We start from the raw sequence: 22273 nt of genomic DNA, 5'->3' as shown, positions 1-22273 counted from the left end.
GCTCCCATGACCATCCGGAAGACCTCGTATGATGAGACGACCTTCCTGCGCCTGTGGCGGGTCGTGGCCAGGGTGCCGCGCGGCCGGGTCGCCACCTACGGTCAGATCGCGCGCATGGCAGGGCTGCAGCGCGGGGCGCGAACCGTCGGGTGGGCCCTGCGCGCCATTCCCGACGGCGCCAGGGTCCAGGGGCGCCGCGTCCCCTGGCATCGGGTCATCAACGCCCTTGGAGAGATCAGTCCGCGGGGCGGTGCCCTGGGCGCCGAGGTCCGGCGCCAGGCCGCCGCATTGAGACGTGAAGGGATCGCCGTGTCCCGCTCCGGGCGGATCGACCTAGGGCGATACCTCTGGCGAGGGGAGCGGCGCCGGCCCTGACGGGGGCCCGCCCGGATCGAACTGCAGCTGGACCAGGCGATGGTAGATGCCGCGACGATCGAGAAGCGCGCGGTGCGTTCCCTCTTCGACGATGCGGCCGTGGTGCATCACGAGGATCCGGTCGGCGCCGATGATGGTGGACAGCCTGTGGGCGATGACCAGGGACGTGCGCCCCTTCAGAAGCCGTTGAAGGGCCACCTGGATCTGCAGCTCGGTCTCGGTGTCCACGCTCGAGGTCGCCTCGTCGAGGACCAGGATCGCGGGGTCGGCGGCCAGGATCCGCGCGAAGGACAGTAGCTGCTTCTGCCCCGTCGACAGGTTGCCCCCCCGCTCGCGCACTTCGGCGTCGTAGCCTCCGGGAAGTCTCTCGATGAAGCGATCGGCATGGACTGCCCGGGCCGCCGCCTCCACCGAGCTCCGGGGGAGCGACGGATCGGCGAACGCGATGTTGGAGGCGACGCTGCCCGTGAAGAGGAAGTGGTCCTGCAGCACGACGCCGACCTGGCGCCGCAGAAAGGGGAGCGGCAGGGATCGGATGTCCCGGCCGTCGATCCGTATGGTGCCCGACACGGGGTCGTAGAGCCGGATGAGAAGCTTGATCAGGGTGGTCTTCCCCGAGCCGGTGGCGCCGACGATCGCCACACGCTCGCCTGGATCGGCGCGCAGGCTGACGCCGTGCAGGACCTCCTCCCCCTGGCGGTAGGCGAACCGGACCTGCTCGAACTCGATCCGCCCTTGGGCGCGAGCCGGCACCGGTGCTTCCACCGCGGCCGCGGCGATCGACGGCCGTTCGTCGAGGAGGGCGAAGATCCTCTCGAGCGACGCCATCGCCGCCTGCAGGACCGCGTAGAAGCCGGACAGGTCCCGGATCGGTCCGAAGAAGCGGGCGGTGTATTCGAGGAAAGCGACCAGCGTCCCGAAGGTCAAAGCACCGCGCAGGATCTGGCCGCCGCCGTACCAGAGGATCAGGGCCGCGGCCACGGTGCCGACCAGCTCGATGATGGCCGAGAAGGCCGACTCGTACACCACGGATCGCAGATCCGCGTCGCGATGGTCCTCGTTGACGGCGGCGAACTCACGGCGGCTCACCGTCTGGCGGCGGAACAGCTGCACCAGCAGCACCCCCGAAATCGACTCCTGCAGATAGGCGTTCATCCTGGCGATGCGGCGCCGCACGTCCCGGTAGGCCTGCCGGATGCGCCCGCGGAACAGCACCGAAAGCAGGAACAGGACCGGGCAGATCGCGAACGCGACGCAGGCCAGGCGCCAGTCGAGCCACCAGAGGATGGCCACGATGGCGATGAGCTTCACGCTGTCTCCCAGGAGCGACACGACGCCCGACGAGAAGAGGTCCGCGAGCGACTCGATGTCGGTCGTCACGCGGGTCATCAGCCGGCCGACCGGATACCGGTCGAAGAACGCCGAGTCGAGCGACACCATGTGCCGGAACACCCGATCGCGCAGGCGATGGATGACGTTCTGGCCCGTGACCTCCATCGAGTAGAGCTGCGCGTAGCGGGCCACCAGCTCGACCGTGAGGGCCAGCAGGTAGAGAAGCGCCAGGGCGGTCACGCCCCGTGCCTCCTTCTCCAGGATGTGATCGTCGATCAGGATCTTGATGAGGTAGGGCTGCAGAAGCTGCGCCCCCATCACCACGAACATGAGGAGGACCGAGGCGCCGATCAGGCGCGACTCCGGCCTGACGTACCCCGCCATACGCCGCACCAGCCGTGCGTCGTAGGCCTTGCCCAGGACCTCCTCCTCGTGCCGGCCCGCGGCCGTCACAGGGCTTCGAGCTCCCGTTCGATCTGCTGCTGCCGGTGCATGCGGGCGAACGGGCCGTCCCGCGAGAGAAGCGCGTCGGCCGTTCCGTGCTCGGCGATCCGCCCGTCCTCCAGGACGACGATGAGATCCGATCGCAGGACGGTCGACACCCGGTGCGACACGAGCAACGTGGTGCGGCTCCGCATGAAGTCCCTGAGGCCGGCCAGGATGGCCTCTTCCGTGTCGGCGTCGACGCTGCTCAGCGCGTCGTCCAGGATGAGGATGCGGGGGTCGAGCAGGAGGGCGCGCGCCAGGGCGATCCTCTGCCGCTGCCCGCCCGAGAGGGTCACGCCGCGCTCGCCGACGAGCGTGTCCAGCCCATCGGGCAGGTCCCGCAGATCGCGCGTAATCTGGGCCACTCCGGCGACCGCCTCGATCCTCCCGCGCGGCGTCCCCGGGGCGCCGAGCGCGATGTTGTCGGCGATCGTCTGCGAGAAGAGGAAGGTTTCCTGAGGAACGACCGCGAGATGCTCGCGCAGGTGACCCGTGGGGATGCCGTTCAGATCGCGGCCGTCGATCCGGATCATCCCGTCCTTGACCGGGTGCACCGCCGCCACCAGGTGCACCAGGGTCGACTTCCCCGATCCGACGCGACCGACGATCCCCAGGGTCGTGCCGGCCGGGACCTCGAGGTCGATGCGGCGCAGGACCGGTCGCGCCGGCCCGTCGCCCTGAGGGTAGGAGAAATCCAGGCCGCTGAACGACACCGTCCCGCGCACCTCGGGGCCGGGGCCGGGGGCGAGATCGCTCGGCAGATCGGTTCGAATCGCCCGGATCTGCTCGATCCGCGCGATGGCACCCAGGCCGCGCTGGAACACGCCGAGGACCCAGCCCATCATGACGGTCGGGCCGGCCAGGAGGGCGAGGTACGACGTGAACGCGACCAGGCCGCCGAGGCTCAGCGAGCCTTCGATCACGTGCCGTCCCCCCAGCCACAGGACCGCGATCGTGCTCACGCCCCCCAGGCCTCCCATGAGAGTGACGATCAGGCCGCGGCTCCTGGCCAGCCGGAGCGACCGGCGGCGGTACTCGAGGCTGAGGCGATCGAAGGCGTCGGCCTCCCCCGACTCGCGCGCGAACGCCTTCACCATGTTGATGCCGCTGAGCGTCTCCTGGGCCTTGTTGCTGATCTCCGCGAGCTGCTCCTGCGTGGCGTTGCTGCGCTTGTGAATCGATCGGCTCACCCTGAACACGCCGGCGAGAAGGAACGGATAGGGGAGGACGGCGACCAGGGTCAGGACAGGGTCGAGCAGGGCCATGAGCGTCAATCCGGCCGAATAGAGAAGGACGACGTTGAGGACGTTCAGGATTCCGGGACCGAAGAGGGAGCGGACGAGCATGAGATCGTTCACCATGAGCGACATGATCTCGCCCGTCCGCCTGCGGGCGTAGAACGACGCGGGGAGCGTGAGCAGGTGGGCGTAGACGTCGTTCCGGATGTCGCAGACGATGCGCCGCGACGCGCCCAGGATGTGGAGCCTGGACCACGTCCGGATCACGCACAGGACCGCAGCCACCCCCACGATCAGCACGACGTCGAGGGTCACCTGGCGCATCGGCGAGCCGCGGTGCAGCGCTTCGATGGCCTCCTTGAGGAGCCAGGGAACGTACAGCGTGAGGGCGCTGGTCGCGACCAGACAGAGCAACCCCAGGACGAAGGCCCGGAGGTTGGCTCGCAGGTGTCGGAGGATCAGGGACACGCGTTCAGGTTCGGGCGAAATCGCGCGGCGGCCGTGCGCTTTCCGGGAGAAGGCCGATCAGGAAGTTCTCGACGAGGAGCTGGCGATTGCCCTTTTTCTGGATCGAGTCGATGGTGGCCTCGAGATCGCCGAGAGCCGCCCCGGCGCGCCCCGCAAGCCGCGCCGCAAGGTCCCGGAGTCGGGGCGCGATGTCGACGTGGATGAGGCGCGCCTCGTCGGCGGGGGAGACGCCGAGGATCATGAGATCCCGCAGCAGCGACATCAGGATGTCCAGGTCGGCCTCGACCGACTCTCCGGCCTGGACGATGGCCTCGGCCCGCGCCACCGCCAGCCCGGGGTCGCCGCGGCCGGCCAGCTCGTCGAGGATGGCCAGGAGCGCGTCGCGCCTCGCGCGGAATCCCTCCAGGTCCAGGTCGAGCGCCGCGCCGATCCGCCCGCCCGACAGCCCGGCGCGCAGGACCGCCTCTTCCGCCTGAAGCTCCCGGCGCTCGACCAGGTAATTGACGATCACGGTCCGGGGCACGAGCTGGAACGGGACCGCCTGGCAGCGCGAGCGGATGGTCGGGAGCAGGGCATGCCAGGAGGAGGTGAGCAGGATGATGAGCGCGTGCGCCGGCGGCTCCTCGAGGGTCTTGAGCAGGGCGTTGCCGGCCGCCGCTTCCATCCTGTGGGCCTGGTCCACGATCAGGATGCGGTGCCGGGACTCCGAGGGCCGGCGCTGGAGAAACGCGATTCCCTGGCGCAGGCGGTCGATGAGGACCGACCAGACCGGGTTTCGGATCGCCTCCGCCTGCAGTTCCTGGGGGTCGACGCCGGACGATTCGTCGGCGCCGGAGCTCTCTCGATCGAAGTCCGACTTCTTCTCGGGCAGCGCCAGGCGCACGTCGGCGTGGACCAGCGAATGGTCGCCGATGTGCCGGCACGAACGGCAGGCGCCGCAGGGTCTCTCTCCCGGCGCCTCGCAGAGCAGGGCCCGCGCCAGGAGGAGGGCCGCCGTCAGCTTGCCCACTCCTCCCGGCCCGTGGAACACGAGAGAAGGGAAGAGCGGGCCGGCCTCGAGGGCGTGCTGCAGGGCGGACGCGGCCCGCGCCTGCCCGACGACGAAATCCTCGATCGGCAGGACGCGCAGCGGGCTCATTCCGGCGCCCCCCGCGTGGTGAGGAAGCGGTCCATCGATTCGATGACCCGGTGATGCACCTCCTCCACGGTGCCGTGCGCGTCCACCACGACGAAGCGTCCCGGCTCCTGGCGGGCCATGTCGAGATAACCGGAGCGGACGCGCTTGTGAAATTCCAGGGACTCCCGCTCGAAGCGGGTCTCGTCGTTCGTCCGGGTGTGGTCGCGGACGCGCGCCCGCTTCAGGGCGGTGTCCTCCTCAAGATCGAACAGGATGGTCAGGTCCGGCTGGATCGCCAGGTTCTCGAGCCCGTGCAGCGCGTCGATCAGGTCGAGACGGATGCCGCGTCCCGATCCCTGGTAGGCCATGGTCGCGTCCTTGAACCGATCGCACAGGACGAGCCTTCCGGAAAGGAGGGCCGGCCGGATGACCTGCTCGATGTGCTGGGCCCGGGCGGCGGCGTACAGGAGCAGCTCGCAGATCGGGGTCATGTCGGCGTTCCGGGGGTCGAGCACCAGTCTCCGGATCTGATCGCCAATCGGCGTGCCGCCCGGCTCGCGCGTCAGGAGATGATCGATGCCGCGCTCTTCGAGGTGGTTGGAGAGCATCTGGATCTGGGTCGTCTTGCCCGACCCCTCGACTCCCTCGAAGGTGATGAATCGGCTGGTCCGGGGCGTTTCGCTCATGGTCTCCGGGGTCGTTCGCGTTCGTGAACGCTGCGGCGGGCCGCGGCGGAGTGCAGGGAGCGCATGGTAGCACAGACCGACGTGGCGACACCGCGAGCCGGTCCGGCACGAGCCGGTCCGGCCATCGCCCCTCCCGATCTCAGCGCTCGGCCGGGGCCGGTGGAGGAGGCGCCCAGCGGCCCGCGAAATAGTCGCGCGCCCGCTGGATGTCCCTGCGAACCTGGTCGACGAGCGCCTGGGGGGATGCGAACCTGAGCTCCAGCCTGAGGCGCGCCAGGAAACGCACCTCGAGGGGCCTGTCGTAGAGGTCGCCTCCGCCGTCCAGGATGTGGGTCTCGACGGCGAAGTTCGCCCCTTCGAACGTCGGCCGGCCGCCGATGTTGGTCACGGCCGGTCGCGTCGCGCCCTCGAGGATGGCTTCGGTCACGTAGACGCCATCCCGTGGAACGAGCTCGTTCTCGGTCGCCAGGTTCGCGGTGGGAAATCCCAGGGACGCGCCGCGCGATTCGCCGTGGATGACGGTCCCCTGGACCGCGTACGGGCGGCCGAGGAGCTCGCGCGCCAGCTCCACCTCTCCCGCCTGCAGGGCGCGGCGGATGCGGCTGCTGCTGACCGGGCTGTCCAGACAGCGGACTTCCGCCACCTGGGCCGCCCGGATCCCGAGATCGCCGCACAATCGGACCAGGAGCTCGGCGTCCCCCTTGCGGTGGCGGCCGAAGTTGAAATTGGCCCCGACGTAGACCTCCCGCACACCGAGGCCCGCGGCCAGGTGCTCGTTGACGAACTGCTCGGCGGCAACCTCCGCCAGCTCCATGGTGAAGGGCAGGACGAGCAGGAATTCGATCCCCGCGGCCTCGATCAGGGCCAGCTTCTGCTTCCGGGTCGTGAGCATGAGCGGCGCGCGCTCGGGCGCCAGGATCTTGAGCGGGTGCGGTTCGAAGGTGATGAGGAGGCTGCTGCCGCCCGTGGCGCGGCTGCGATCGAGAACGGTCGCCACGATAGCCTGGTGACCGCGGTGCAGGCCGTCGAAATTTCCGACGGTCGCCACCGGAGTCTTCAAGTGCGCCCTGAGCGTCGGGATGTCGTCGAAGATTCTCATCGCGAGACAGGATCCCCCGACTCCGTCAGGCGGGACGGAGGACGAGCCACCCCAGGAGCCGAAGCGCCACGTTGGCATACACGCCCGCCACCAGGTCGTCCGTCACGATCCCCCATCCCCCCGGGAGCCGCTCGGCCCTTCGAGCCGGAGGGGGCTTGACGATGTCCATGGCCCGGAACAGGACGAAGGCCAGAACGTAGAAGGGGAGCGTCCACGATCCAGGCGGCTGGAACAGCAGGGTCACGAACAGACCCGCGGCCTCGTCGATGACCACCGGCCCCGGATCGTGCCGCGCCAGCTCGATCGCCGCCACGTGGGCCGACCAGACGGCGATCACCGTCAGGCCGACGGCCGCCGCGAAGAACCACCAGGGCTGCAGGAGCCGCTGCGCCAGGATCGCCAGGGGCATCGCCGCGAGCGTGCCGACGGTGCCGGGGACGTACGGCGAGCGGCCGGCGCCGAACAGGGTCGCTGCGAGGATCGCGGAGGCGGCTCCGAACGATCGGCGGGTCACGCCGGACGGCCCGCGGGAAGGACCTCGACGGCGGACCCGACCAGGTCGAACGGGTGCGCCTCGTCGATGCGCGCCCGGACGAAGGTTCCGGCGGAGAGCGGCCCCGGCGCGTCCGTGAGGATCACGCGGCCGTCGATCTCCGGTGCCTGGCCCTCCGTGCGGCCGCAGAGGACCAGGTCGCTGTCCTCGGGCGCGCCGTCGACCAGCACTTCGATCTCGCGACCGACGAGGGACCGGTTGCGGCGCGCCGCGATCCCTTCCTGGATCGCCATCAAGGTCATGCGCCTCTCCTCCTTGACCTCGGCCGGCACATCGTCGGGCCGCCCGGCCGCCTCGGTCCCCTTCTCCTCCGAATAGGTGAACACGCCCAGATGGTCGAACTCGGCCTCGCGCGCGAACGCGCAGAGGGCCTGGAACTGCTGGGCCGTCTCTCCCGGGAAGCCGACGATGAAGGTCGTCCGGAGGGCGATTCCCGGGACCCCGCGACGCAGGGACTCGATCAGCTTCCGGTGCGTCTCGGCGCTGCCGCCCCGGCGCATCGTCTTGAGCATGGCCGCGTCGGCATGCTGCAGCGGCACGTCCAGGTAGCGCGCGGCCCGGGCGGACGACCCGAGCGCCTCGACGAATTCGGGAGTGATGCGGTTTGGATAGGCATACAGGACACGGATCCAGCGGATCCCGCCGACGGCGTCGAGCGCTCGCAGGAGGCCCGCCAGACTGGCCCCGTCCGATCGATCGCGCCCGTAGTCGGTGGTGTCCTGGGCGATCAAACTGATCTCGACCACCCCCGAGCCCGCCAGGGCCCGGGCCTCCTCGACGATCGATTCGATGGAGCGGGAGCGCTGCAGGCCGCGGAACGAGGGAATGGCGCAGAAGGAGCAGGTGTGGTCGCAGCCTTCGGAAATCTTGATGTACGCCGTGTGCCGGGGCGTCGTCAGGAGACGCGGCGACGCATGGGTGTAGAGATAGGTCGCGCGCTCCCGGCCGGCCTCGAATCGGGACCCGGCCTCCAGCGCGCAGGCCTCGGCGATCCGCTCGATGTCGTTCAGGCCGACCAGGGCGTCGATTTCGGGAATGGCCTCGCGCAGCTCGTCGTGATTGCGCTGCACCATGCAGCCCGCGACCACGAGCCTCCGGCAGCGGCCCGACTTCTTGTGCCCGGCCATCTCCAGGATGGTGTCGATCGACTCGCGCCGTGCCGGCTCGATGAACGTGCAGGTGTTGACCACGATGACGTCGGCGGACGCCGGGTCCGGCGTCAGCTCGTAGCCGCTCTGCTTGAGCGTGCCCAGCATCACCTCGCTGTCCACCAGGTTCTTGGGGCAGCCCAGGCTGACCATGCCGACCTTGATCATCGGGGGATCGCTCTCACGGGTAGAGCCGGTTGAGAGTGCGAGGGTAGGGGATGGCTTCGCGCAGGTGGTGGACGCCGCCGATCCAGGAGACGAACCGCTCGATCCCCATGCCGAAGCCGGCGTGCGGGACCGAGCCGTATTTGCGGATGTCGAGGTACCAGCGGAACGCCTCCACCGGCAACCGGTGCTCCTGGATCCGCTGCAGCAGCAGATCGTGGTCGTGGATCCTCTGGCTGCCGCCGATGATCTCGCCGTAGCCCTCCGGCGCCAGGACGTCCATGCACAAGGCGCGGTCGGGCGCCTGCGGATCGGGCTGCATGTAGAACGCCTTGATCCGCGCCGGATAGTGGGTGACCATCACGGGCTTCTCGAGCGCTTCGGTCAGGACCGTCTCATCGAAGCCGCCGAAATCGTCTCCGGGAACGAAGGGCGGGGCATCCTGCTCGCGGGCGCGCGCCTGGATCTCGGGACGCGACAGGATGGCCGCCGCCTCATCGTAGGTCAGGCGCGGGAACGGCTTCTGCACGCGCTCCAGCCTGGTCGTGTCCCTCTCGAGGGTCTTGAGCTCGGCGCGGCATCGATCGAGGGCGCGGGCGACCAGCGAAGTGATGAAGTCCTCCGCCAGATCGAGCATGTCGGGCAGACCCGCGTAGGCGACCTCGGGCTCGACCATCCAGAACTCGGTGAGGTGTCTGCGGGTCTTCGATTTTTCGGCCCGGAACGTGGGCCCGAAGCAGTAGACCTTGCCGAACGCCAGGCAGGCCGGCTCGAGGTACAGCTGGCCCGACTGGCTCAGAAAGGCCTTCTGTCCGAAGTAATCGGTCTCGAACAGGGTCGAGGTCCCCTCGCAGGCCGCCGGTGTCAGGATGGGGGAATCGATCAGGACGAAGTCGCGCGCATGGAAGAAGTCCCGGATTCCCTGGCTGATCTCGCTGCGGATGCGGAGCAGGGCGTGCTGCTTCGACGAGCGAAGCCACAGGTGGCGATGGTCGAGGAGGAAATCGGGACCGTGCTCCTTGGGGCTGATCGGGTAGTCCTGGGCCAGCTGGTGCACGATGACCGAGGTCAGCTGCATCTCGTAGCCCCCCGGGGCCCGGTCGTCCTTGCGGACTTTTCCCTCCACCTCCAGCGAGGATTCCTGGGTCAGCTTCTGGCAGGCGTCGAACACCGCGGGGGGGACCTCCGGCTGGAAGGCGACCGCCTGCACGTAGCCGGTCCCGTCCCGCACGATCAGAAAGGAGAGCTTCCCCTTCTCGCGCTTGTTATACAGCCAGCCCCGGATCCGGACGCTTTGCCCCTCGTGGGCGCCGATCCGCGCGATGGTCGTCGTGGTCACTCGATCTCCGGTAAGAGGCGGGAATTATAGCAGTTCGGGCCCGGCCTGCCGCGGAATCCCCCGAGTCGGCCGAATGATATAAAGAGCGTTGCTTTGGATGGGGGATCGAATGCCCGTCGAGGGAGGGGGAGGACCGGCCCCAAGGCCGGAGGTCGAGGTCAGGCTCTGCCGGTCCGCCGACCGGAACGCGCTCATGCGCCTCGGCCATCCGCCCGGCGTCGTCGATATCCTGTGCCCCCCCCTGGCACGGCGGATCGGCTGGGGGCTGCGAGGCACGCTGTCGCGGACGGCGCTGGCGCTCGAGGGGCGGCCGGGAGGCGTCCTGGGGAGCGTCCAGTTCCTGCGTTCCCGCCGTGACCGGGGGACCTGGATGTTCGGTCACTGGCGGATCGCCGCGGGCCGCCGCCGGGAAGGAATCGGCAGGCGGCTCCTGCGCGAGGGGGCCGGCCTCCTCCCCGCCGGGGCGCGCCTCTACTCGTACGTCGACTGGGGAAACGAGGCGTCGCTGGCGGCGCACGAGAGGTGCGGCTTCGAAGCCGGGCGAACCCTCCACGGCAGCGCCCCGCTCTCCGTCCTGACCACCATCGGCGCCGCCACCCCGGCGCTCCGGCTCGAGCCGGCCGGGTGGAGAGACCGATCCCTGCTCTTCGGCCTCTACGCGCGGTCGATGGGAAGCCTGTGGTTCCGGCTCTTCCCCGGGCTGCGGGCGCGACGGTTCCTGCCGCTTCGGGTCGCCGGCTTCCGGGTGGTGCTCCTGGCGAAGGCCAGGGATGCGGAGCGGTACGGCGGCCCGGCCGAGGCGGGCGGCGGGCCGCTCGGGCCGTCGGGGCTGGTCGTCTGGGAGAGGGAGTCGCTGACCTTCTTCGCCGATCCGGCGGCCTGCGACGCGGCCCTCCTGGCCAGAGTGGCGCTGCAGCTCACGGCCCTGGGTGCCCGGCGCGAAGCCATCCTCGATCTCCGCGGGCTTCCCCGGACGTTTCTCGCGCGCCCCGGCCCGATCGCCTTGCAGGTGCTCATGGGAATGCCGGACCCGTCGACGCAGTGGACGGAGTGACGATCGGGAGTCCTTCCGGCTCAGTGGTGTGGTGCGGCGGCGCCGGTCCCTTCCTTGGCCGCCTTGTGCGCCGCGATGATCTTGGTCTGCTGGTGGGCGGGGACTTCCTCGTAGTGCGACATCGCCATGTGGTAGGAGCCGCGCCCCCCGGTGATCGACTTGAGCGTCGAGGCGTAGGTGAGCATCTCGGACATCGGCACCTGAGCCTTGATCACCTGCTGAGATCCCTGGGAGTTCATCCCCTGGACCCGCCCGCGCCGTGAGTTCAGGTCCCCCATGATGTCTCCCATGTACTGCTCGGGGGAGTTGATCTCCACGTTCATGATGGGCTCGAGCAGGGTCGCCCCGGCCTCCTCCATCGCCTTCTTGAACCCCAGGGAGCCGGCGATCTTGAACGCGATGTCCGAGGAATCGACGGTGTGGTACGAGCCGTCGAACAGGACGACGCGGAAATCGACCACCGGGTAGCCGGCCAGGAACCCGTGCACCCGGGCCTCCTGGATCCCCTTCTCGACGGACGGGATGAAGTTCTTGGGGATGGCGCCGCCGTGGATGTCGTCCTTGAACTCGAACCCCGCGCCGCGCTGCAGCGGCTCGAGCCTTATCCAGCAGTCGCCGAACTGGCCGTGGCCGCCCGTCTGCTTCTTGTGCCGGCCCTGCGCCTCCGCCTTGCGCTTGATCGTCTCGAAATAGGGGACCTTGGGGGCGTGCAGGATCGCCTCGACGCCGAATTTCTTCTTCATGCGCGCCAGGGAGACCTCGACGTGCAGGTCGCTGTTCCCGGCGATGATCAGCTCGTGCGTCTGCGCATCGCGGCGGAACTGGATCGTCGGGTCCTCCTCCGCCAGTCGGTGCAGCACCTGGGAGATCTTCTCCTCGTCGGCGCGCGACTTCGGCTGCAGCGCGAAGGTGATCGAAGGCTCGGGATAGGTCACCTTGGGATAGAGGATCGGGTGCGCCTTGTCGGCCAGGGTGTCGCCGGTCTCGGTCTCCTTCAGCTTGGGAATGGCGGCGATGTCCCCGGCACGCACCTCGGTGACGCTCTCCGATTCCTTCCCCTGCAGGACCAGGATGGCGCCGAATCGTTCCTGAATGTCGCGGCTGGCATTGTGCACGGTCGAGTCGGACTTGATCACCCCGGAGTAGACCCGGAACAGCGAGATCTTGCCGGAGTACGGATCGGCGATTGTCTTGAAGACGAACGCCGAGGACGGCTCGTCCGCCTTCCCCTGGCGCTCCACGGGAGCGTGATCCTTGGGGGCCTCGCCCTTGTAGGGGGCGCGCTCGCCCGGATGGGGCAGGCAGGCCACCAGGGTGTCGAGGAGCGGGTGCGCGCCGATGTTGAGGAGCCCGGAGGCGGCGAGAACCGGATACAGGCGGCGCTGCTTCACCCCCCGTGCCAGCCCCTGGCTCAGATCCTCCTGCGACAGGGCGCCGCTCTCGAAGAACTTCTCCATCAGGGAGTCGTCCACCTCGGCGACCATCTCCATCAGCCGGTCGCGCGCCTCCTTCACCTCGGCCGCCAGGTCGGCGGGGACGTCCTGGACCTTGTGGCTGCCGCTCTCGTCCTTCTCATAGACGAAGGCCTTGTTGGCGACCAGGTCCACGACTCCCGAGAACCCCTTCTCCGCGCCGATCGGGACCTGCACGGGTACCGCCTGGCGGCCGAACGTCCCGGTGATTGACTCGAGGGCGCGTGTGAACGAGGCGTTCTCACGGTCCAGCTTGTTGATGACCAGGAGCCGGGGGAGGTCGAACCCCTCCGCGTAGCCCCAGGCCTCCTCGGTCTGCACCTCGACGCCTGACACGGCGTCCACGACCACCAGGGCGCCGTCCACCACGCGAAGCGCCGCCTTGGCGTCGGCGATGAACGCCCCGTACCCGGGCGTGTCGATCAGGTTGAGCTTGACCCTCTTCCACTCGAGATGGCAGAGGGCGGACGAAATGCTGACCTTGCGGGCAATCTCCTCCTCCTCGAAATCGGTGACGGTCGTCCCCTGGTCGACGCGGCCGAGACGGTTGACCGCGCCGGAGGAGAACAGGAGGGAGGAGGTGAGGGAGGTCTTGCCGGAGGAGCCGTGGCCGATGACGGCCAGGTTGCGGATTTCCGAGATCTCATAGACCTTCATGCGTGGGTTCCCTCAACCCGCGCACGTCACTTCCCGGCTTTGATGTCCTCGTAGATCTTCTGCACGACGGGCTTCACGAGGGGGCAGCGCGGGTCGTTGACGTAACAGCGGGCCAGCGTGTCGTTCTTGCAGCCGCAGGAGCAAATCTCGCTGTTGACGCGCTGCAGGAACTTCTCCTTCTGCCCGCGCTTCAGCCCCGCGATGTCGATCCCCGGCAGCTCGGTGAAGTAATTGGCAACCGCGACGATGGGCACGGTATTCGTCGGCGCCGGCTCGCCCTGGACCGCCCCGGCGGCGTTCTGCGGGAGGAGCTCCGGGGCCTGCGCGGTGTCCGCCTCGTCCTCCCCGGCGGCCGCGTCCTTCTTCGCTTCGGGCTCGGCGGGTGCCGGGGTCGCCTGCGCCGCGGGCTCGTCCTTCGGCGCGGAGACCACGGACGTGTCCCCCTTGGAGCAGGTGACGGCCGTGAGCAGAATGACAAGGCTTGCGACGACGAGATTGATGTGTCCGCGCGCGATCGGCACTGGGGCTCTCCTTCTTGCTTTCGATATCCTGACAGAAACGGGGAGTCTACCGCCGGCCCCGGGGCAAGTCAAGGAAACGGTGGGGCGTCCGCCGGGGTGAACCGCGCCGCGGGAAGGCGCGGCGCAAGCGTTTCACGGCGGATATAATGCCGCCGGAGGCCCAAGCACCTTGTCGTCATCGGAGATCGCCGTCGATCCGCGTCTTGCCGCGTCGGTGCTGTCGCTCCTGCGCGTCGAGGACCCCACAGTCACGCCCGCGCGCGAGGCTATCGACGCGTCGCTGAATCGATACGAGCTCGGCGGCTACCTGCACGCCAGATGGTCGGAAGCCGGGCGGCTCGAGTATCTCCCAGGGGCCTGGCAGGAGGCGCTGCGCCGCGCGCATCGCAAGACGGCTGTGGACAGCCTGGCGGCACTGGCTGAATTCCGGCTGCTGGGCCGGTTCCTCGTCGACTTGGGGGTGTCGGTCATCGTCCTGAAGGGGGGGGCATACCTGAACGATCTGTACGTGGACCCCGGGACGCGCCGGCTGACCGACATCGATCTCCTCATGCGTCGCGAGGACGCGGGTCGCATAGCCCGGCGGCTCCTGGACGCCGGCTACCGCGGGGAGATTGCGGTCGATTACCCCTGGAACCGCCGCTTCGAGATGTGGCGCCCGGTCGAGGGCGCCTGCCGTTTCGAGTTGCACTGGGACATCCTGGACGAGAGGCCGGAGTCCCTGGCGAAAGGGCTGTGGGCGCGATCGGTGCCCGGCAGCCTCGAAGGGGTGCCCTGCCGCAGGCTGGCCCCGGTCGACGCGATCCCCTATCACACCGCGCACTTGGCGGCGCACTACTTCGGCCCCCAGTTGAAATGGGTCGTCGACCTGCGGGAGATGCTCCGACGGTGGCGGCCGGACCTGGGGACCGTGTCGGATGGGTGCGGCTCGTGGCGGGCTCGTACCGCCACGTCTCTCGCGCTGACTCATGTCGCGAGGCTGTTCCCCGGCGAGGTCCCGTCGGGTTGGATCGAGGCCCTGGCCCCCGGGCGCCTGCAGCGCGCCTTGTACGGGCTCTACCGCAGCGAGGAGCCGCTCGAGCTCTTCCGCGTGTCGAACGAGTCGGCCTGGCGGTTCCCGCTCCGTCCCCTGACCATGGACGGCCCGGGGGACGCCCTGCGGCTGGGATGGAAGGCACTCGGCAGGGCCATGGCGCGCGCCGTCCGTCCGCGCCGCCATTCCGTGAGGAGCGTGCCGCCGTGGGCCTGGTGCGATTGACCCCTCCGATCCGCGAGTGGTAGTCTACGATTCGTGCAGAAGCCCCGACTGAAGCAGGTTTCCTGGGTCATTCCGCGTCGGCCCCTGGGCGCCCACATGTCCATCGCCGGCGGCGTGGACCGGGCGATCGGACGCGGTTTTTCCATCGGCTGTGCGGCGATCCAGATTTTCACCAAGAGCAACAACCAGTGGGCCGCCAGGCCGCTCCCGGAGGACGAAGTCCTGCGCTTCAGGGCCGAGCGGGCACGTCACGGAGACCTTCCCGTGGTGGCCCACGACTCGTACCTCATCAACCTCTGCTCACCGGACGACCGCCTGTACGAGAAATCGATCGAGTCCTGCCTTCTCGAGCTCGAACGCTGCGCCCGTCTCGGCATCGAGACGCTCGTCGTCCACCCGGGGGGCCACATGGGGCAGGGTGAGGATTTCGCCATCCGCCGGCTGGCCGGTGCGATCGATCGGATCCACGACCGGGTGCCGCGTGCCGGGGCCTCGATCGCCCTCGAGACCATGGCGGGCCAGGGGACCGTGATCGGCCACCGCTTTGATCAGATCGCCCGGGTCATCGCCCTGACCCGCGATCCCGATCGCGTGGGGGTCTGCTTCGACACCTGCCACGTGTTCGCCGCCGGTTACGATCTCAGGACGCCGCCGGCGTATGAGGAGACGCTGCGCATGTTCGAGGGGGAGATCGGACTGGCGCGCCTGCGGGCCGTCCACGTCAACGACTCCAAGCGTGACCTCGGATCGCGGGTCGACCGGCACGAACACATCGGCAAGGGCTTCCTGGGAAGGGAGGCGTTCCGGCTCCTGATGAACGACGCGCGTTTCCTGAGCGTTCCGTTGGTCCTGGAGACGCCGAAGGACGAAACAACGCTCCAGGAGGACGTGGAGAACCTCGACCGGCTCATCGGCCTTGTGGCGCGGCGCCCCGGCTGCCGGCCGCTCGGGAGGATCGCCGCGGCCGCCGGAAGGCGGCCGTGAGCGCGGCGTCGGTCCGGCCGGAGCGCGCGACGACGCTCCTCAGGATCAACGAGATCTTCCACTCGATCCAGGGGGAGTCGCGCCACGCGGGGCGGCCGTGCGTGTTCGTCCGGCTGACTGGCTGCAACCTGCGCTGCGCGTGGTGCGACACTGCCTACGCCTTCGAGGAGGGAATCGACCTCCCGATCGCCGCCATCCTCGAGCGGATCGCGGCGTACGGCACGCGGTACGTCCTGGTGACGGGCGGCGAGCCGCTGGCCCAGGAAAGCGTCCATGATCTGACCGGCGAGTTGTGCGACCGCGGCCACGAGGTCGCGATGGAAACGGGAGGAAGCCTCGACCTCTCGCCGCTCGACAGGCGGGTGATGGTGGTGATGGACTTGAAGTGTCCCGGAAGCGGCATGAGCGGGCAGAACCGCTGGGAGAACCTGGAGCTCCTCAAGCCTTCCGACGAGGTGAAATTCGTCCTCGCGGGCCGGAGCGACTACGAATGGGCCCGGGACGTCGTCACCCGCCTGCGCCTGGATGAGCGCGTCGGCGTCCTCTTTTCCCCGGTGCACGGGGTGCTTCACCCGCGGCCCCTGTCCGAGTGGGTCCTGGCCGATCGACTCCCGGTGCGCGTGCAGCTGCAGATCCACAAGTACATCTGGCCCCCCGATCTGCGGGGGGTGTGACGCGGGCCGCCCATGCACCCAGCAGCCGGCGACAGGCGTCTGGCCGTCGTGCTCTTGAGCGGCGGCATGGACTCGTGCGTGGCCGCCGCCATCGCCCGCCAGACGTGCGAGCCTGCGCTGCTGCACGTCTCGTATGGTCAGAGGACGGAGGCGCGCGAGCTCCGGGCCTTTCACGCCATCGCCGACCACTACGGGATCGCCCGGCGGCTCGTCGCCCGGCTCGAGCACCTGAAGGCGATCGGTGGATCGGCGCTGACCGACGACACCCGCGATGCCGTGAACGCCCGCCGCCCCGACTCGACGATCCCCGACACGTACGTCCCCCTGCGCAACACCCACCTGCTCGCCATGGCCGCCTCCTGGGCCGAGGTCCTGGGGGCTCGCCCGATCTACATCGGCGCGGTCGAGGAGGACGGCAGCGGCTACCCCGACTGCCGGGAGGAGTATTACCGGGAGTTCAACCGGCTCCTCAGCGTGGCGGCGCGGCCGGAGGCGCGGCTCCACGTCGTGACCCCGCTCATCCACATGAGCAAGGCGGACATCGTCAGGGAGGGGCTGCGGCTCGAGGCTCCTCTGCATCTGACCTGGTCCTGCTACACGCGGCAGGAGATCGCCTGCGGCCGCTGCGAATCCTGCGCGCTGCGCCTGAAAGGGTTCCGTGAGGCCGGCGCCCGCGACCCGATTCCGTACCCACCATGAAGCTCGAAGAGTTCGACTACCGCCTGCCGCCGGACCGCGTGGCGCAGGTGCCGGCCGCGCGGCGGGACGCCTCCCGCCTGCTGGTGCTCGACCGGGGGAGCCCGGGAGTCGAGGAGGCGGCCTTCGCCTCGATTGGCGATCACCTCGCCGCGGGGGACCTGCTGGTCCTGAACGACACGCGCGTGATCCCGGCGCGACTGCGTTGCCGGAAGTCCACGGGGGGGCTGGTGGAGCTCCTGCTGGTGGCGCGCGAGGGGTCCGATCCCCTTGGCCGGACCTGGATCTGCCTGGCGTCCGCGTCTCGCGGCCTGAAATCGGGATCGCGGCTCGGCATCGCCCCCGGATTCGAGGCGGAATTCCTGGGCGAGGCCGCGGGAGGACGCGTGCGTGTGCGGCTCCACGCCGAAGGCGGAGACCTCGAAGGTGCGATCGAGCGGCACGGGACGGTCCCGCTGCCTCCCTATATCCGGCGGGACGGCGCGGACGCGCGGGACGCGATCGACCGGGAGCGGTACCAGACGGTGTACGCGCGGGCGAACGGCGCCATCGCGGCGCCGACGGCGGGGCTCCACTTCACGGAGGAGCTTCTGGAAGGGCTGCGCGCCCGGGGAATCGGCACCGCCGCCCTGACGCTCCATGTTGGCCCGGGAACGTTTCAGCCGGTGCGCTCCGCGATCGTCGAGGAGCACCGGCTGCTGCCGGAGGCCTTCCGGCTGCCGGAGGAAACGGCCGCGGCCGTCGCGGGCTGCCGGGCGCGCGGCGGGCGCGTCGTGGCCGTGGGGACGACGGTCGTCAGGGTGCTGGAGGAGCGGGCCCGCGGCGACGGAAGGGTCGAGCCGGGCGAGGGATGGTGCGGAGCCTATATCACGCCGGGGCACCGGTTCCGGGCCGTGGACGCGCTCCTGACGAATTTCCACCTGCCGCGGACCTCGCTGCTGATCCTGGTCGCCGCCTTCGCGGGACGGGAGCGCATCCTGGCCGCCTACGAGGAAGCCATCGCGCGGGGCCTGCGTTTCTACTCGTACGGCGACGCGATGCTGATCCTGTGAGCGCGGCCTTCTCGTTCCACACGCTGGCGCGCGACCCCGGATCGGCGGCGCGGCGCGGCCGGATCACCACGCCCCACGGCACCATCGAGACGCCGGCGTTCATGCCGGTGGGCACGGCCGGGGCGGTGAAGGCGATGGCGCCCGAGGAGCTCGAGGCCCTCGGGTTCGAGATGATTCTCGGCAACACCTATCACCTTGCCCTCCGTCCCGGCGAAGACGTGGTGCGGCGTCTCGGCGGCCTGCACCGCTTCATGGGATGGGAGCGCGCCATCCTGACCGACAGCGGCGGCTTCCAGGTGCTGAGCCTCGCCGACCTGCGGACCGTGTCCGACGACGGGGTCGATTTCCGCTCGCACCTGGACGGATCCCTTCTGTCGATGACACCGGAGCGCAGCATGCAGATCCAGGAGGCGCTCGGCAGCGACATCGCGATGGTCTTCGACGACTGCCCGGCCCTGCCTTCCGATCCGCCCCGGATCGAGGCGGCCGTCAGACGGACGACCCTGTGGGCGCGGCGGAGCCGCGACGCGTTCCGGAGCGAGGGACGGGCGCTGTTCGGCATCGTCCAGGGCGGCGACGATCGCGCGCTGCGGGAGCAGAGCGCGGCGGAGATCACCGCCGTCGGGTTCGAGGGGCACGCCATCGGCGGCGTCTCGGTGGGCGAATCCGTCGGGCTCAGCCGAGCCATCGTGGATCTCACCGTGCCGCTCCTGCCGGCGGACCGCCCGCGCTACCTGATGGGCATGGGCACGCCGGACGACCTGGTCGAGATGATCGGGCTGGGGTGCGACCTGTTCGACTGTGTCCTGCCGACACGCAACGCGCGCAACGGGAGCCTGTTCACCTCCGCGGGACGCCTGTCGATCAAGCGGCGGGAGTTTGCGGACGACCCACGACCGGTGGACGAGTCGTGCACGTGCCCCGTCTGCCGGCGCTTTTCGCGCGCCTACCTGCGCCACCTCTTCATGGCGGGGGAGATCCTGGCCATGCGGCTTAACACTCTGCACAACCTGCATGTCTACGCGGATCTGATGCGGGGCGCGCGCGCCGCGATCGAGGCCGGCCGCTATGCCGAGTTCGCCGCCGGCAGGCGTGCCATGGGGGACGCGAAGATTGCGAGCGAGGAAATCGGGTGATATCATCGCGCGCGATGCCGGACGCCTTCTCGAAGACCGCCGTGCGCCGCGGCGCCGCCCTGTTGCGCTCGATCCCGATCGTGCTCGTCGCGATGGCCTGCGCGTCCTGCTCGAAGGAGAGCGCCGCGCGTCGGACCCTGGCGCAGGGCATGGCGCTGTACAACGAGGGAAAATACGCCGAGGCGCTGCCCGTGCTCCAGAAGGCCCGCGAATCGGGGCTGAAGGACGGCACGCTGCTCTACCAGCTCGGCTTCTGCCGCGAAGTCGTGGAACACAGCCCGGAGCCGCGGCGCGAGACGTGGCGTGAGGCGGAGCCGCTCCTGGCGCAGGAAATCGTCCAGACGGGAGGGGCGACCCTCGAGCGCCTCTACTACCTGACCGTGATCCACTCCGACACCGACCGTTTCGACGACATGACCAAGTATGCCCGCCAGGCGGTGGAGCAATTCGAGAAAGGCCCCAACCCGAACGGCCTGGGCGGCGAGGACTGGTTCCGCCTGGGACGCCTGCACGATTTTCTGTCGGAAGCCTCTCTCGCCGAGGCGGCCTACCGCCGTTCGGTGTCGGCCTTCTCCAAGGCGAAGGGAGGCGCGGCCTCCTACCGCTCCCTGGCGCTGGCCCGCGTGGCCGATTACGACCTGGCCGCCGGCCACTTTCCCAACGCGGCCGAGGAATTCGACGAGGCCCTGAAGCTGTACCCTCCCAACAATCAGATCAGGCCGTTCCACCATGCCCTGGCGCTCCTGGCGGTCCACCGCTACGAGGATGCGATCGCGCGTTTCGGCGAGGACAAGGGCGAGACCTCCACCGAGTCCCAGTACGGCGGCGACCTGGCGAAGAAGGCCAAGGCCGTCGAGCCCCTGGACGACAAGGACGTCGACGGCAGCCTGATCCAAAGGCTTCCGGACGAGGTCCTTGCGGCGCGGGTCAAGGAGACCGCCAAAGACTTCAGGGCGGCGCGCGTCAAGAATTCCTACCAGCCGGGCGATTCGCTGCCGGCCGAGGTGGCCCTCCACCAGAAGCGTTTCGTGGCTCTGCTGATCGAGTACTTTCTGCGCATGAGGGCCATGCAGGAGTTCACGCTCAAGGAGGGGATCGCCGACCTGGTGCGCCGCTGAACGCCCGGCGGCCAGGCCCGGCTCCCGGCCGGAAGGTGCATGGCGTCGCCTGATGCGCCGATCGTCCTCCTGGGAGACGCCCACCTGCGCGAGGACGACCCCGAGATCGCCGCATTCGTCCGGTTTCTCGACGCCCTGCCGGGCGACATCCGCACGCTGGCCATCCTGGGAGACCTGTTCGCCGTCTGGATCGGTTCGCCCGATCTCCAGCGTCCGCACCATCGACGCGTCATCGCGGCGCTCGAGCGCCTGCGCGCGCGAGGTTGCGTCCTGCTGTACATCGAGGGGAACCACGATTTCTTCCTGGAGCGGATGGATGGGGGCCGGCCGTTCGACCGGCTTGCCCCGGACTCCCTCGAGATCACGGAGTCGGGACGCCGGGTCCACCTGGCGCACGGCGACCTGGTCAACTCGCGCGACCGCCAGTACCTGGCGTGGCGCCGCCTGTCCAAGAGTCGTCTGTTTTTCTCCTGCTTCAGCCTGCTGCCGGCGGGTGCCCGGCTGGCCATCGCCGATCGGCTGGAGACGCGGCTCGCGAAGACCAACGTCGAGTTTCGCGGCGGCTTCCCGTTTTCCGAATGCGAGGCGTATGCGCGCCGTCGGATCGGGGTCGGGGACGAGATCCTGGTGTTCGGCCACTTCCACGACGAGCGCCGGATCGACTACAGGGTGGGGGAGAGCCGCGGGTCGGTGTTCGTCCTGCCGGCCTGGCGCACCGGCCACCGCTACCTGAGGATCGATCCGGGGGCCGAGCCGGCCTTCGCCTCGGCCTGAGCGAGATCCTGGAAGAGGCCCATGATCCTGAGCGTGATCGCCCCGGGCCGGCCGTGGCGGATCGGCCAGCCGTCGCAGCGGCGAATCGGCAGGACGCCTTTCAGCGTGCCGGTCAGAAACGCCTCGTCGGCCTGACGCAGGTCATCCGGTCCGAGCGCCTCTTCCGTGGTCTCGATTCCGTCGCGCCGCGCCAGCCCGAGGACCGCACCGCGCGTGATTCCCTCGAGGAGCCCCTCCTCGAGGCGGGGGGTCGTCAGCCGGTTCTTCCGCACCAGGAACACGTTGCTCGTGGCCCCCTCGGCCAGGCGCCCGGAGGCGTTGAGCAGGATCGGCTCGTAGGCTCCCAGGCGCCTGGACTCCTGCCATGCCAGGAAGTTGTTGAGCAGATTGCCCGATTTGATGGCCGGATCGAGCGCCGTCGGGGCGTTGCGCGTCACGTCCACGATGGCGACGTCCACCCCCTCGCGCAGCCAGGCTTCCGGGATCTCCGGGCAGGGGCGGGCGTAGATCACGACGGTCGGCGGGCCGCACGGCACCGGGTCGTAGCCGATCGGTCCGGGGCCGCGCGTCAGGACGACCCGCACGGCGGCTTCGGCCGCGCCGGTGTCGGCGATGGTGCGGAGAATCTCCCTCCCGACGTCGACCGGGGTTCCCTCGTAGGGAATATCCAGCCGCTCGGCGGAGCGGCGCAGGCGATCGAGGTGCTCCCGCAGGAGGAACGGTCGGCCGCCATACGTGCGGAGGGTCTCGTAGACGCCATCACCGTAGAGGAAGCCCCGATCCAGGGGGGACACCACCGCCCGGTCGGGCGGGCCGAGGACGCCGTTGACGTTGATCCGCTCGGACACCGGAACATCCCGCGCCCCCCGAG

Annotated in this window: 21 protein-coding genes; 10 read left to right on the top strand and 11 right to left on the bottom strand. The window is 69.5% G+C overall.

Features of this window, described 5'->3' with window-relative positions:
• Positions 1-6: 6 nt before the first annotated feature.
• Complete coding sequence (locus VGV60_02915; GenBank protein ID HEV8700203.1) at positions 7-375, top strand: MGMT family protein; 369 nt, start codon at positions 7-9, stop codon at positions 373-375.
• Here VGV60_02915 and VGV60_02910 read toward each other — a convergent pair.
• The 8 genes from VGV60_02910 to asnS form a co-directional block, all read right to left on the bottom strand.
• Complete coding sequence (locus tag VGV60_02910; GenBank protein HEV8700202.1) at positions 334-2160, bottom strand: ABC transporter ATP-binding protein; 1827 nt, start codon at positions 2158-2160, stop codon at positions 334-336. The two genes, VGV60_02915 and VGV60_02910, sit on opposite strands and share 42 nt — an antisense overlap.
• Complete coding sequence (locus tag VGV60_02905) at positions 2157-3899, bottom strand: ABC transporter ATP-binding protein (protein ID HEV8700201.1); 1743 nt, start codon at positions 3897-3899, stop codon at positions 2157-2159. Before VGV60_02905 ends, VGV60_02910 begins: the two co-directional genes overlap by 4 nt.
• 4 nt (positions 3900-3903) lie before the next feature.
• Positions 3904-5037: a hypothetical protein gene (locus VGV60_02900; protein ID HEV8700200.1), complete on the bottom strand. Its 1134-nt coding sequence runs from the start codon at positions 5035-5037 to the stop codon at positions 3904-3906.
• Positions 5034-5702 (bottom strand): dTMP kinase, encoded by a 669-nt coding sequence (gene tmk, locus VGV60_02895; protein HEV8700199.1) that lies wholly within the window; start codon positions 5700-5702, stop codon positions 5034-5036. Before tmk ends, VGV60_02900 begins: the two co-directional genes overlap by 4 nt.
• Positions 5703-5841: 139 nt before the next feature.
• On the bottom strand, positions 5842-6801 hold the full coding sequence (locus VGV60_02890; GenBank protein HEV8700198.1) for a bifunctional riboflavin kinase/FAD synthetase: 960 nt from the start codon (positions 6799-6801) through the stop codon (positions 5842-5844).
• Positions 6802-6826: 25 nt separating this feature from the next.
• Entirely contained in the window at positions 6827-7315 is a 489-nt protein-coding gene (locus VGV60_02885) for a phosphatidylglycerophosphatase A (protein HEV8700197.1), read from the bottom strand.
• Positions 7312-8670, bottom strand: a complete 1359-nt coding sequence (rimO, locus tag VGV60_02880) for a 30S ribosomal protein S12 methylthiotransferase RimO (GenBank protein HEV8700196.1) — start codon at positions 8668-8670, stop codon at positions 7312-7314. Before rimO ends, VGV60_02885 begins: the two co-directional genes overlap by 4 nt.
• A 13-nt stretch (positions 8671-8683) precedes the next feature.
• Positions 8684-10006 carry an asparagine--tRNA ligase gene (asnS, locus tag VGV60_02875; GenBank protein ID HEV8700195.1) on the bottom strand — a complete coding sequence of 441 codons (1323 nt, stop codon included), beginning with the start codon at positions 10004-10006 and terminating at the stop codon, positions 8684-8686.
• Positions 10007-10115: 109 nt separating this feature from the next.
• Between asnS and VGV60_02870 the strand changes: the two genes are divergently transcribed.
• Positions 10116-11060, top strand: a complete 945-nt coding sequence (locus VGV60_02870) for a GNAT family N-acetyltransferase (GenBank protein ID HEV8700194.1) — start codon at positions 10116-10118, stop codon at positions 11058-11060.
• Between the two features lie 20 nt (positions 11061-11080).
• Here VGV60_02870 and fusA read toward each other — a convergent pair whose 3' ends face one another.
• Positions 11081-13189, bottom strand: a complete 2109-nt coding sequence (fusA, locus tag VGV60_02865) for an elongation factor G (protein HEV8700193.1) — start codon at positions 13187-13189, stop codon at positions 11081-11083.
• A gap of 26 nt (positions 13190-13215) precedes the next feature.
• The gene (locus VGV60_02860; protein ID HEV8700192.1) at positions 13216-13710 is read right to left on the bottom strand and encodes a hypothetical protein; all 495 of its coding nucleotides are present in this window, start codon (positions 13708-13710) and stop codon (positions 13216-13218) included.
• Between the two features lie 169 nt (positions 13711-13879).
• Between VGV60_02860 and VGV60_02855 the strand changes: the two genes are divergently transcribed.
• The 8 genes from VGV60_02855 to VGV60_02820 are packed head-to-tail and all read left to right on the top strand — an operon-like array spanning position 13880 to position 21402.
• Positions 13880-14968, top strand: coding sequence for a nucleotidyltransferase family protein (locus VGV60_02855; GenBank protein HEV8700191.1), 1089 nt, complete (start codon positions 13880-13882; stop codon positions 14966-14968).
• 33 nt (positions 14969-15001) lie between these two features.
• Entirely contained in the window at positions 15002-15952 is a 951-nt protein-coding gene (locus tag VGV60_02850) for a deoxyribonuclease IV (GenBank protein ID HEV8700190.1), read from the top strand.
• On the top strand, positions 15949-16626 hold the full coding sequence (queE, locus tag VGV60_02845; GenBank protein HEV8700189.1) for a 7-carboxy-7-deazaguanine synthase QueE: 678 nt from the start codon (positions 15949-15951) through the stop codon (positions 16624-16626). Before VGV60_02850 ends, queE begins: the two co-directional genes overlap by 4 nt.
• A 12-nt stretch (positions 16627-16638) precedes the next feature.
• Positions 16639-17325, top strand: coding sequence for a 7-cyano-7-deazaguanine synthase QueC (queC, locus tag VGV60_02840; protein ID HEV8700188.1), 687 nt, complete (start codon positions 16639-16641; stop codon positions 17323-17325).
• Positions 17322-18374, top strand: coding sequence for a tRNA preQ1(34) S-adenosylmethionine ribosyltransferase-isomerase QueA (gene queA / locus VGV60_02835; protein ID HEV8700187.1), 1053 nt, complete (start codon positions 17322-17324; stop codon positions 18372-18374). The genes queC and queA overlap by 4 nt, the downstream gene beginning before the upstream one ends.
• Entirely contained in the window at positions 18371-19510 is a 1140-nt protein-coding gene (gene tgt / locus VGV60_02830; GenBank protein HEV8700186.1) for a tRNA guanosine(34) transglycosylase Tgt, read from the top strand. The genes queA and tgt overlap by 4 nt, the downstream gene beginning before the upstream one ends.
• On the top strand, positions 19507-20628 hold the full coding sequence (locus VGV60_02825; protein ID HEV8700185.1) for a hypothetical protein: 1122 nt from the start codon (positions 19507-19509) through the stop codon (positions 20626-20628). The genes tgt and VGV60_02825 overlap by 4 nt, the downstream gene beginning before the upstream one ends.
• Before the next feature lie 39 nt (positions 20629-20667).
• Positions 20668-21402 carry a metallophosphoesterase gene (locus VGV60_02820; GenBank protein HEV8700184.1) on the top strand — a complete coding sequence of 245 codons (735 nt, stop codon included), beginning with the start codon at positions 20668-20670 and terminating at the stop codon, positions 21400-21402.
• Here VGV60_02820 and VGV60_02815 read toward each other — a convergent pair.
• Positions 21354-22250, bottom strand: coding sequence for an aminotransferase class IV (locus VGV60_02815; GenBank protein HEV8700183.1), 897 nt, complete (start codon positions 22248-22250; stop codon positions 21354-21356). The two genes, VGV60_02820 and VGV60_02815, sit on opposite strands and share 49 nt — an antisense overlap.
• Positions 22251-22273: the final 23 nt, after the last annotated feature.

Source organism: Candidatus Polarisedimenticolia bacterium, assembly GCA_036001465.1.
Lineage (GTDB): Bacteria > Acidobacteriota > Polarisedimenticolia > Gp22-AA2 > Gp22-AA2 > Gp22-AA3.
The sequence above is the reverse complement of the archived record's forward strand: the minus strand, read 5'-3'. Positions and strand labels throughout refer to the sequence as shown.